The sequence below is a fragment of the Acinetobacter sp. FY683 genome (genome assembly GCF_059515885.1).
Genome location: NZ_JCAKNA010000005.1, coordinates 41,952 through 51,839 on the forward strand (window position 1 = coordinate 41,952; position 9,888 = coordinate 51,839).

Genomic DNA, 9,888 nt, shown 5'->3' on the forward strand with positions numbered 1-9,888 from the left:
TCGCGCTGAAAGTGGTTTTTTAATATCCTAATTTTTCTTTCTGACCACTGATTTCGTCATGGAATAAATCATCCACAGACTCAATTCGACTCATCCAGCTTTTTGACATCACAAGCAGAGCCTCTACTCGCGACTTATCAATGCTTTGATATTCTTTAGGGACAATCTTCAAACCAAGGCAACTCAATAGCTCGCAAAGAGTTTCAATTTCCGTCAAACCATTGGTTTTCTTATCGTTTTTCATTCGGGATACAGTGCTTGGATCAACACCAATTTGTGTTGCAATCTCACTGTTGTTTCCTGTTGCAAGGGCTTGCAATATTCTTGAAACGTCATTTCTAGCGCTTGCAGACAATTCAATAGATACTTTGCTCATGGTTACTCTCCTAGGCGGTTAAAGCTTGAAGATTAGCTTTAACCATTCCGTTTGTTTTAAGTTGCAATAGAGCTTGGGTTTCAACACAAATCCCCTTTTTTCGCCACTTACTAACAGCACCCTTGGTATATCCAATTTTGCGAGCAAGCTCGGTATCTGTCTTGGTCCCGTAATGCTGTTTTAATTCATCAACAGTCATGGTCTACCTTTGTAAACTAATAGTTTCCATTAGTAAACCATAAGTTTATCCACAAATCAATAGAGCTGTTTACTATAGGAAACATTAGAAGGGGATTTTTATGGCCACTATTAGCGACAGAATTATTCAAAGAATGAAAGATCTTAAAGTTCGTCAGGTTGATATTGTTGAAGCAACTGGAGCAACTAAGGGTGCTGTTTCTAAATGGGTTGCAGGAACCAATGTACCTAAAGCAGAATTCCTGCCTGCTTTGTCATCTATTTTAAAAGCATCACAAACGTGGTTGCTAACTGGTGAGCAAGCAAATAATTTCAACATGCAAGAGTTCATGCATAAACATAAGTTAAATACAAAAAATGAATCCTCATTTGATACTCAGGATATTCAATCCCCATTTATTGTTGATTATGAAGATGATGGTCAATTTATTTGGATAGATGTTGTCGAGGCTAATTTTTCATGTGGAACAGGTGAATCAATTGAGTTTCACTTTGATGTTATTAATGGAAAACAGCCATTCCTCCCCAACTTTTTCTATAAAAAAGGAATTGATGCAAAAAATGTAAAAATTATAAAAGCCAAAGGCGACAGCATGGATGATTTTATTCACGATGGAGATTTAGTTGGGATTGATATGTCTCAGACTGAAATTATAGATGGTGAAATTTATGCCTTCTATTTTGAAGGTGAAGGCATGATTAAACAAATATTTAAAGAAGAAGGTGGAAAACTAACACTTCATAGTCTTAATCCTAAATATAGAGATCGTGAAGTTTCAGAACAAAATGGCTTAAATTTTAAAATTATGGGCCGTCAATTTTGGCGAGCTGGGTAATTAAAGCCCAAAAGAAAAGAGAAAATAATGATAGCAACACTCAACAAATCCAAAACTGCACTCACAATTAATCGCCAAGAATTTAAATTAGCTTTAGAAAAAATCAGTGCAGGGATTGATAAGCAGATAGCCCAACTTAAGAAGGCTAAACAAGGGTATGACGCTAAGGAAATGGCGCAAGAGACCATCAATGAGTTGAATATCTTTGAAGCAATTATAGAGGGATTTAACGAAGCAGAAGGCACTAGTTTAAAGCTAGCAGACATCACCAACCTTGAAACGGCTCAAGGATGGATTGATGAGTTTTTGGAGAAGTATTCTGGGGATTGATTGGGTAAACACCCCCACTTTGTGGGGTTTTATTCACTTAAGACGTACTTACTATAAATTCAATCAAGGTGAATACTTTGAAACAAATATTTCTAGCACTTATTACAATCACGCTTATCACTTCCGCTCACGCCAAAAGAGTAACTTGCAAAAGCTTTACGACCCAACAAGAAGCACAAAAATACTATGAGCAACGCAAAAAGTCAGGTCAATCTGGTTGGAAAAGTTTAGATCGTGATGGGGATGGAAAGGCATGTGATTGCCTTCCAGGTGGTAATGGAAAGCATTGTCCTAAATCTAAAAAATAATTAGGAAAATTAAATGTCAGAAAAAATTATATTAACAGATATATCTATCGATGATGTTATTGATTTTAGAAGTTGTTCTCATTTTAAAAACATCTTAAACATAAAACCCAATATCCCAGATAGAAAGGGATTGACTTGTGATTCCTATCTATACGATGTGACTATTTTATTTATTTCTACGACCGTGCCTAGTGTTGTGCTTAATTTGTTGAGCAGCTGGATATATGACAAATACAAAGAAAATAGAATAAAGAAACCAATGATAAATGGTATCGAAATAGATATAGAAAACATTACTCCCGAAGAAATCCTTGCCATATTTACTAAAGATAAGCATGTTGACCCACGTGAAGATGATGCCTAATAAGAATCGTTTTTTATTAGTTATTTTGTGCATTGTAATACTACCTCTTTTAAAAAACGCTAGACGCTAACCAAACCCAAACAAAGGAGAGAATTTTGGATAGAAATCTTCAAAATAAAATATTAACTCTTGCGAATAACGCTCATCCTGAGTCAATCGCACCAAATAAACAGAATGGCTTGAGTCTGCTAGATAAAAAATCATTAGCTTCGACTCTCATATACCTAGAAGAGCTTGGCTTAATTAAGCCAAGCTCTGTAATCGTTAGTGGTGGTAGTTATCAGTTCCAGTCTATTGATATAACGTATAAAGGGCAGGATTTTTTAGCTGATGATGGTGGTTTATCTGCGATACTAAATGTCGTCACAGTTAGATTTGAAACCGAAACATTAAAAGCTATTCTTAATACTAAAATCAACCAATCGGATTTAAGCCAAGAGCAAAAGCAGTCAATGACTCTTGCACTCGAAGAGCTTCCTGCCGAGTCCATAAAACACCTGACCATGAAACTACTGGATGAGTGTGTTGATAATCTACCGGGTGCAATGACTCTAATTGGAACGTGGTTGAATTCTTTCTAATAAATTTTAAATACATATTTCCACCATCAAGAAGAAATATATCTGAATCTATTTCCATCTCAGTATAAATGCCGGGATGCTTACCATTTAAATGAAAACTTAAACATTTTAATTGATTCATAAAAATACCTTAACTGTGAACCCGACACAGTCCTTACAAGAGATCGGGTGGAGAAGAAAATGGATATGATATCTGTTCACTCAAGTGCAATAAGTGCTATTGGATATGATGTGAATACACGACAACTTGGGGTAAAGTTTCATAACAATCCTATTGTGTATACTTTTTACAATGTTCCTTTTCAGGTATACAACGAATTAATGGCATCTCCATCTAAGGGTTTTTACTACCACCAACACATCGAGGGGAACTACAGAGGTTAATACCTAGGATATTTGCAATTTTATTAGTCTTCTCTAGGTATTCCTTGTGATTAATTCGCCAATGCATTTCATCTGGCTGAGCGTTCACATCATCTGTGGTGATGGTATTGTGACTTGAGCTTAATGCTAATTGAATATCTATCAGCATTTCTCGAATATCTTCCAATTCTAGTTTGGTTACATCCATAACAAACTCCATCCAACCCACCCAGTGTGGGTTTTCTTTTGTCTATTAAAGCATAAAAGTTTCCATAATTAAAAATAAGTTTCCTTTTGGCGACTTTATTATTGACAATAAGGTTTCCTTTGGTAAACTAAACCTCGTAAACAACAAAAAAGCACACCGACCTTGGAAATCATGTGTGCTTTGCAAATTTTGCGAGGTAAGTATGAAACAGAACACCCCTAATGGTCAAGAGATCAAATCTCTACAAGAGAACCATAACGAATTTCTAGTTGTGATTAAAGATGCATTCGGTTTCTTAGCTATCACAGCAATCTTCTTCTTTTTATCACTTGTGTTCTTCAAGGGTATGACTGATGAACCACGTCCGCCAGTGGCGGTTGAGCGAGGTGTGAAATGAATGCATCTACCAAATTCGCTGAATTCCTCAGCCGTGAACCAAATGGTGATATGCGTATGCGCCTTGGTCACACAGTTTATGTTCAAAAAGGCTTTAAGTTTTACACGGAAGTAAACGGTGAATTAATCCGTATTCCTCTTGAAACATTGGTTGCTAAATCTTGGATTCAAAGAAACTTTGAAGCTGAAAAAGCATTTCAGCGTCGCAAACAATTAGCAATCGATCTTCAACGATCTCATATCCCTTCTCGCGAACGTAAAGCTTATAAACGTCGTATGGGTTGGGTTGGCGCTCACTAAGGGGAATCATCATGGCTTTAAATATTATTACTCCTGCTCAAATCATAACTGTAAATGCAATTAAGCTTTATTTTTATGGTGATCCAGGCATGTATAAAACCACGCTTGGTATGACTGGAAATAAAGCACTCATTATTGATGCTGACAAGGGTGCATATCGAACTGGTGCTAATCGTCGTGCAGATGTTGTTGTTGCTGAACGCTGGAATGATATTGCAAATATAACTACAGAAGATTTGGAAGGCTACCAAACTGTTGTTTTTGACACTATTGGGCGTGTGCTTGATTTAATTAAAGCTCACCTTGCTAATGATAGAAAGAATACAAAAGGTGATGGTTCTCTCAAACTCAATGTGCAAGGCGTTGCTAACACAATGTTTAGTACCTTTGTTAATAAAATCATTACAAGTGGTCGTGATGTAGTTTTCATTGCTCATGCCACCGAAGATAAAAATGACAATCTAACGCTTATTCGTCCAGACCTTGGTGGTAAAAATCGTCAAGAAATCTATCGACTATGCGATGCAATGGCTTACCTATGTTTGGAAACAAATAACCAAGGTAAACAGCAACGTGTTTTAAAGTTTAGCTCTCAAGAAGGTTATCACTCTAAAGATGCTGGTGCTCTTGGTGATGTTCCAGTACCTGATTTGCGCTTAAGTCAAAACAGTAACTTTCTAGGCAATTTGATAGATAGTGTTAAGGAAACATTAAACACAATGACACCTGAACAACAGGAGGTTCAGAAATTAAAACTAGAGTGGGAACAATGGGAAAAGTCATGCATGGAAGCTAAATTTCCTAGCGATTTTAATGCTCTTATATCTGAGCTTAAACAAGAACATCCAAACTTTAAAAACATGTGGGATTGCATGAAGCACTATGCATATCAACTCAATTTCACATACAACAAACAAAGTACCAAGTGGATTGAAATTGAAATTGTTTCATCAACGATTTCAGAACAGCAACGCGACGAACTACAAGATCTATTAGCTCAACATGGTATCGATGTGATGACGTTCTGTGAAAACAATGGAGTTGACAGCCTAATAAGTATCGAAGCTCAACATTTTGAAGCCGTTAAAGCTGATGTAATCAAACAAGGACAAGGGAAAGCTGTTGCATGAACACAGTAATTTTAGATACAGAAACTCATTCCATAAATGGTTATCCAATCGAAATCGCTTATGCACCCTGCTCTTTTGAGCAAGGTGTATTGGTGGTAAATCAAGACTTGGTATTTGATGAATACTTCTCTTGTCCTGAACCAATCTCTTTAGGTGCCATGGCTGTTCATCACATTTTGGCAAGTGATATTGCTGAAAAGCCAAGTTATGAATCTTTCCGCTTACCGTCGGGTGTGGAATTTATGATTGGCCATAATATCGATTATGACATTCAAGCAGTAAAGCTTTGTGATTCTTCACTCAATGTAAAAGGTATATGCACATTAGCCTTGGCTCGTATGGTTTGGAAAAATTTAGACTCTCATACGCTTGGTGCTTTGTATTACCACGTTATGGAAGATCAAGAGACTGCACGTAAACATCTTCGCCATGCACACAATGCAAAAGCCGACATCTATTTTACTGGTGTGATTTTACAAGCTCTTGTTTCTGATCTAGGCATTAAAGATATGAACTCTCTTTATTTAATGTCTGAATCTGCTCGAATCCCAAAAGTTATCGGATTTGGTAAGCATAAAGGTACCGCATTAAAGGACTTAGATAAAAGCTATGTGACTTGGCTACTTAAACAAGACAACGTAGACAAATATTTGCGCAAAGCATTGGAGGCACTATGAACACTCCTAAATTATACATCTGGACATATAAGGCAAAAGTTCAAGGCGGTCGTGGTTTTATCCGTGGCCGTGTTGAGGCTCCAAACGGCTTTCAAGCTGAACAGGCAATTAAACGTAACAACCTAATGGTTGATGCAGTTTTAAACGTGAAAATTGATCGTTCTGTGAATGCTCGTTTGTATGCTTTTGAACCGTGGCAGGAGCTTGCAGCATGACACAAAAACGAATTATTAAAAGTAAGAACGCCTTAGGTTTAAAAATTTGGCTTGGATATCTTGGCTACAAAATCACAAGTTTGGCAGGTCAAGGCTTCACAGCTCGTCTTGAAGATAAAGCACTTCAAAAGAAGATTAAGAAGCAACATCACTATGTATTGGTGACGGATGCTTTGGGTGGTAATAGTGCGGCTCATGAATTAGGTGCTGAATATGAAATGCACCTGCGTAGTCCTGAAATCACAGATGAAACACAAAACAAATTAATGAAATTGGCGAAGGTGGCTTAAATGAGCTTTGAATACATAAACAAGTCATACGGTGTGAATGCCTGCCTTGGTCGTCGAGTTATTGTTGATAGCGAAGCTGGTGTAATTATTGGTGCTAATGGTGCTCATCTTAAAGTTAATTTTGATAACACAAAAGCAAGCGATTATTCGTATTGCCACCCAACATGGAGGGTTGAATACCTTGGAATGGGTAAGATTCGAAAATTAACACAAGGACAAAAGCGGTATCAAGAATATCTAGATGCTGACACTTGTTGCACATTTGCCGAGTGGTTAGGCGTAGACAAAGCATCAAAAGAACGTCGTGAATGGCTTAAACAATATGAGGTGGCGTGATGGATATTCAAAGACAGGCTTTTGGAACAATACCTGAAATTGCAGAGCTTTATGCGGTGTGCAAGAAAAGAGACTTAACCATATCAGAGCGTGAATTTTTAAAAGGTGCTCGATGTGCTTGGCAACAAGCCCAAAAAGTGGCTGTGCCTGAGGGGGTTGTGGTTGTGCCGAGAGAGCCAACTTATGAAATGGTTTTAAAGGCATCATCTTCTGATGATATTCATGAGATGCAATTGATAGCAGAACAGTACAAAGCCATGATCGAAGCACAGGAGCAAGTGGGATGAGCACAAGAAAAATTAAATCCGCTCTAAATAAAAAAGGCATTCCATTTATTAAAATTGAATGGGTTCGTGGCAATTCTGAATGTGAAAGTGAGTGGTTTATTGAATTCACTGAAGGTACAAAGCGTGATTTGCTTGAAGCTTCAAAAAAAGATGGTGAAGGCGAATTAACTAAAGATAATTTTAGTTATCCAGGTGGTAATTCTGAATGCGTCATGGAATTCATAGATGAGCTGCCTAGTTTAAAAGGAGCCAACAAATGACTGAATATAAAATTGGCGACACTATTACAGCAAAATTCACCCCTGCTTTTCAGGACGAAACTGTTGTCGTTGGTGTGATTCGTGAGTTCAAGGGTGAAATGATTTGCTGTAATCAGGTTGGTACAAACAAACCTTTCTTCTGTCTTGCTGAAGAAGTGATAAAGGAAAAGATTAATGACTGAAATTCAAAAAAACATTGCTGTAGCGAATTTCATCATTGATGAGCTTCATAAAGATAAGCCGTTTGTTTTGAAGTTGGATGTTGAGCAGCGTACATCATTCTTTCAGTTAGTGGATGGCTTAAAAAAAGATTTAAAAATTAACGTCCGTGCCCATGGCTGTGATGTTTTGATTGAAGATAGTGTGGCAGATCAGATTTACCACATGCTTTCTTCTTATATCGCAAAGCATGATTTGCCTGAAAGTGTGGTTGAGAGTTTGGGAGAAGTTTCATGAAAGTTGCGAAATTTATTGCTTATAAGGGTTGGGATTGGGCCAAAGAATTAACAATAAAACATGAAAATTGCTATATGCCTAAGACTTTTAATTATTGGTCAAACAAATTGCAAGACTTTGTTTTATGTACGAAATACGCTTCATTTGAGATGAGTGAACTCAAGCAATACGTTGACGCTTGGGAGTTAACGCAAGTTCATGGTTTAGAGCAATCGAAAGAAATTGTTAAAAATGCTCCAAGCGATGATCATTTTTATTCTTGGACTCTTGGTAATTCAGGTGTTAAAGACAAAACGGTGAATATTGGTAAGCTTAGAAAGGCCATCACCCTAGTTGGGGAAGTGGAAAGTTTAAAGGAGGAAGGTTGATGAGCAAAGAAGCCTTGCACGGAGAAGAAGACCGTCTTTTAAAAACAAGTGAAGTTTCTGAAATGGTTGGTATGACACGTGTAACAATTTCAAAATCAATGGAGCTTGGTCAATTCCCTGAACCTGATTGGACAAGCCCTAGCGGTTATAAACATTGGTGGAAATCAACAATTTATAGTCACTTTAATAAAAAAACAGCCCTCGCATCATGAGGGCTTCTTTTCTTCAAAGGTAATATTTTTGGAGGATGCATATTGAGTTTTTAGCTCATCACAATAATCAGACCACCTTTGCATCATCGCTTTACGCTTATCCAGATGTTTGGTTCGGTTGTATGCCCTACCATGCATATCTCTTACTTGATGGGCAAGCTGTTGCTCAATAATATCAAGCGGAAATTCTAAAATTTCATCTAATAAAGTACGCGCAATCGCTCGAAAGCCATGCCCTGTCATATCTTCTTTACTGTACCCCATGCGACGAAGTGCCATATTTATAGACATATCAGAGATGGGCCTATTTTTGTCGGAACGTGATGGAAATACAAAATCAGAATTGTTTGTAAAATTATAAGCTTCTTTCAGGATTACTAATGCTTGTGTAGATAATGGAACTATATGATCAAGCCCAGTTTTTGAAGATGTTTTAGATGGCGTGTATGACCAAGTTGCATTTTCAAAATCAATATCTGACCATTTAGCATTACGAAGCTCACCGATACGAACAAAAACCAATGGTGCGAGTTGTAACGCAAATTTTACGTGCACAAGTTGCGATTCATAATTATCAATGTCAAAAAGCAATCGCGCAAAATCAAATGGATCTGTTAGTGCTGGGTAGTGGTTTTTTTCTCTTTGTGTGATTGTGCCTGACAAGTCTTGAGCTATATCCCTATCACATAATCCCATTTTTACCGCAAAACGAAATACTTGCGATGCTTTTGATCGAATACGCATTGCTGATTCAATAAAGCCTTTGTTTTCATCTTTTTCAATAACTTTTGCTAAATCTCTTGGTGTTATATCAGAAATAGGCATATTTCCAAGATCACGATAAAGTTTCTCAAAAATACGGTCATTCCTAATTACTGTTGCTGCAGCCAATCTCTGTTTGCTTTTAAATAATTCTGATACAGATTTGAAAGTTGCCTGCTGTTTTAGTCTTTCTTTTTCCTCTACGCCCTGCTTTTCAGATTGTGGGTCTTTGCCTTCAGTTAATAAAGCACGAAATTGATCACGATATTCGCGTGCTTTCGCTAATGAAATTTGCGGATAAGCACCTATCGACATTGTGTTTCTTTTTTTTGTGACTGGTCGCGTGTAATCGAAACGCCACATAATTGAGCCATTTTTGCGAATTAGAAGATTCAATCCTGCACCATCTGACAATCGAACGTCTGTTTTTAAGCCATTGGGATTGTTAGATTTTATATCTCGGAGGAATGCTTTTATTTTGCTGTCAGTAAGCGAAATTACTTGTTTTGGCATTTTTTGCGTTACACCTATGAGTACAAATTCATTCTGTAACGCAACCTGTAATGCATCAATGCGTTACAACTTTGAATTACTTTAAACAACTTTATACAGGTTTTTTATTCTAAACCCAAGGT

General features: G+C 37.2%; 23 protein-coding genes. 19 read left to right on the top strand and 4 right to left on the bottom strand.

From position 1 onward, the window contains the following. Positions 1-19 precede the first annotated feature (19 nt). Both AC5YDH_RS03950 and AC5YDH_RS03955 read right to left on the bottom strand, forming a co-directional pair. Entirely contained in the window at positions 20-376 is a 357-nt protein-coding gene (locus tag AC5YDH_RS03950; RefSeq protein WP_496116997.1) for a helix-turn-helix domain-containing protein, read from the bottom strand. 10 nt (positions 377-386) lie between these two features. Continuing rightward, a complete protein-coding gene (locus AC5YDH_RS03955; RefSeq protein ID WP_496116998.1) occupies positions 387-575 on the bottom strand; it encodes a hypothetical protein in 189 nt (62 codons plus the stop codon). A gap of 100 nt (positions 576-675) precedes the next feature. Between AC5YDH_RS03955 and AC5YDH_RS03960 the strand changes: the two genes are divergently transcribed. The 6 genes from AC5YDH_RS03960 to AC5YDH_RS03985 all read left to right on the top strand — a co-directional run bounded on the left by AC5YDH_RS03960 (position 676) and on the right by AC5YDH_RS03985 (position 3,377). Beyond that, positions 676-1,410, top strand: coding sequence for a S24 family peptidase (locus AC5YDH_RS03960; protein ID WP_496116999.1), 735 nt, complete (start codon positions 676-678; stop codon positions 1,408-1,410). 27 nt (positions 1,411-1,437) lie between these two features. Beyond that, the gene (locus AC5YDH_RS03965) at positions 1,438-1,740 is read left to right on the top strand and encodes a hypothetical protein (protein WP_496117000.1); all 303 of its coding nucleotides are present in this window, start codon (positions 1,438-1,440) and stop codon (positions 1,738-1,740) included. 101 nt (positions 1,741-1,841) lie between these two features. Further along, the gene (locus tag AC5YDH_RS03970) at positions 1,842-2,048 is read left to right on the top strand and encodes an excalibur calcium-binding domain-containing protein (protein WP_496117177.1); all 207 of its coding nucleotides are present in this window, start codon (positions 1,842-1,844) and stop codon (positions 2,046-2,048) included. A 13-nt stretch (positions 2,049-2,061) separates the two neighbouring features. Beyond that, the gene (locus tag AC5YDH_RS03975) at positions 2,062-2,412 is read left to right on the top strand and encodes a hypothetical protein (RefSeq protein WP_496117001.1); all 351 of its coding nucleotides are present in this window, start codon (positions 2,062-2,064) and stop codon (positions 2,410-2,412) included. 95 nt (positions 2,413-2,507) lie between these two features. Then, the gene (locus AC5YDH_RS03980) at positions 2,508-2,993 is read left to right on the top strand and encodes a hypothetical protein (protein WP_496117002.1); all 486 of its coding nucleotides are present in this window, start codon (positions 2,508-2,510) and stop codon (positions 2,991-2,993) included. Between the two features lie 186 nt (positions 2,994-3,179). Continuing rightward, complete coding sequence (locus AC5YDH_RS03985) at positions 3,180-3,377, top strand: KTSC domain-containing protein (protein ID WP_496117179.1); 198 nt, start codon at positions 3,180-3,182, stop codon at positions 3,375-3,377. On the opposite strand, the gene AC5YDH_RS03990 is transcribed toward AC5YDH_RS03985, so the two are convergent. After that, positions 3,328-3,564 (bottom strand): hypothetical protein, encoded by a 237-nt coding sequence (locus tag AC5YDH_RS03990; protein ID WP_496117185.1) that lies wholly within the window; start codon positions 3,562-3,564, stop codon positions 3,328-3,330. The genes AC5YDH_RS03985 and AC5YDH_RS03990 overlap by 50 nt on opposite strands. A gap of 202 nt (positions 3,565-3,766) precedes the next feature. Between AC5YDH_RS03990 and AC5YDH_RS03995 the strand changes: the two genes are divergently transcribed. Genes AC5YDH_RS03995 through AC5YDH_RS04055 form a run of 13 tightly spaced genes read left to right on the top strand, consistent with a single transcriptional unit; the run spans position 3,767 to position 8,491 of the window. Then, a complete protein-coding gene (locus tag AC5YDH_RS03995) occupies positions 3,767-3,961 on the top strand; it encodes a hypothetical protein (RefSeq protein WP_496117003.1) in 195 nt (64 codons plus the stop codon). Then, on the top strand, positions 3,958-4,260 hold the full coding sequence (locus AC5YDH_RS04000; RefSeq protein WP_496117004.1) for a hypothetical protein: 303 nt from the start codon (positions 3,958-3,960) through the stop codon (positions 4,258-4,260). The genes AC5YDH_RS03995 and AC5YDH_RS04000 overlap by 4 nt, the downstream gene beginning before the upstream one ends. Before the next feature lie 11 nt (positions 4,261-4,271). Beyond that, positions 4,272-5,390 carry an ATP-binding protein gene (locus AC5YDH_RS04005; protein WP_496117005.1) on the top strand — a complete coding sequence of 373 codons (1,119 nt, stop codon included), beginning with the start codon at positions 4,272-4,274 and terminating at the stop codon, positions 5,388-5,390. Next, positions 5,387-6,067: a 3'-5' exonuclease gene (locus AC5YDH_RS04010; RefSeq protein ID WP_496117006.1), complete on the top strand. Its 681-nt coding sequence runs from the start codon at positions 5,387-5,389 to the stop codon at positions 6,065-6,067. The genes AC5YDH_RS04005 and AC5YDH_RS04010 overlap by 4 nt, the downstream gene beginning before the upstream one ends. Continuing rightward, entirely contained in the window at positions 6,064-6,282 is a 219-nt protein-coding gene (locus AC5YDH_RS04015) for a hypothetical protein (RefSeq protein ID WP_154771544.1), read from the top strand. The genes AC5YDH_RS04010 and AC5YDH_RS04015 overlap by 4 nt, the downstream gene beginning before the upstream one ends. Next, positions 6,279-6,572: a response regulator gene (locus tag AC5YDH_RS04020; protein WP_496117007.1), complete on the top strand. Its 294-nt coding sequence runs from the start codon at positions 6,279-6,281 to the stop codon at positions 6,570-6,572. Before AC5YDH_RS04015 ends, AC5YDH_RS04020 begins: the two co-directional genes overlap by 4 nt. Then, positions 6,573-6,908, top strand: a complete 336-nt coding sequence (locus AC5YDH_RS04025) for a hypothetical protein (RefSeq protein ID WP_496117008.1) — start codon at positions 6,573-6,575, stop codon at positions 6,906-6,908. Then, positions 6,908-7,195, top strand: coding sequence for a hypothetical protein (locus AC5YDH_RS04030; protein ID WP_496117009.1), 288 nt, complete (start codon positions 6,908-6,910; stop codon positions 7,193-7,195). The genes AC5YDH_RS04025 and AC5YDH_RS04030 overlap by 1 nt, the downstream gene beginning before the upstream one ends. Next, positions 7,192-7,455 (top strand): hypothetical protein, encoded by a 264-nt coding sequence (locus tag AC5YDH_RS04035; protein ID WP_496117010.1) that lies wholly within the window; start codon positions 7,192-7,194, stop codon positions 7,453-7,455. Before AC5YDH_RS04030 ends, AC5YDH_RS04035 begins: the two co-directional genes overlap by 4 nt. After that, positions 7,452-7,637, top strand: a complete 186-nt coding sequence (locus AC5YDH_RS04040; RefSeq protein ID WP_496117011.1) for a hypothetical protein — start codon at positions 7,452-7,454, stop codon at positions 7,635-7,637. Before AC5YDH_RS04035 ends, AC5YDH_RS04040 begins: the two co-directional genes overlap by 4 nt. After that, entirely contained in the window at positions 7,630-7,911 is a 282-nt protein-coding gene (locus AC5YDH_RS04045) for a hypothetical protein (RefSeq protein WP_496117012.1), read from the top strand. Before AC5YDH_RS04040 ends, AC5YDH_RS04045 begins: the two co-directional genes overlap by 8 nt. Further along, positions 7,908-8,279, top strand: a complete 372-nt coding sequence (locus AC5YDH_RS04050) for a hypothetical protein (protein WP_496117013.1) — start codon at positions 7,908-7,910, stop codon at positions 8,277-8,279. Before AC5YDH_RS04045 ends, AC5YDH_RS04050 begins: the two co-directional genes overlap by 4 nt. Continuing rightward, positions 8,279-8,491 (top strand): AlpA family phage regulatory protein, encoded by a 213-nt coding sequence (locus tag AC5YDH_RS04055; protein WP_496117014.1) that lies wholly within the window; start codon positions 8,279-8,281, stop codon positions 8,489-8,491. Before AC5YDH_RS04050 ends, AC5YDH_RS04055 begins: the two co-directional genes overlap by 1 nt. Here the strand turns inward: AC5YDH_RS04055 and AC5YDH_RS04060 are convergent. Then, positions 8,486-9,766 carry a tyrosine-type recombinase/integrase gene (locus AC5YDH_RS04060; protein WP_496117015.1) on the bottom strand — a complete coding sequence of 427 codons (1,281 nt, stop codon included), beginning with the start codon at positions 9,764-9,766 and terminating at the stop codon, positions 8,486-8,488. The genes AC5YDH_RS04055 and AC5YDH_RS04060 overlap by 6 nt on opposite strands. Positions 9,767-9,888: the final 122 nt, after the last annotated feature.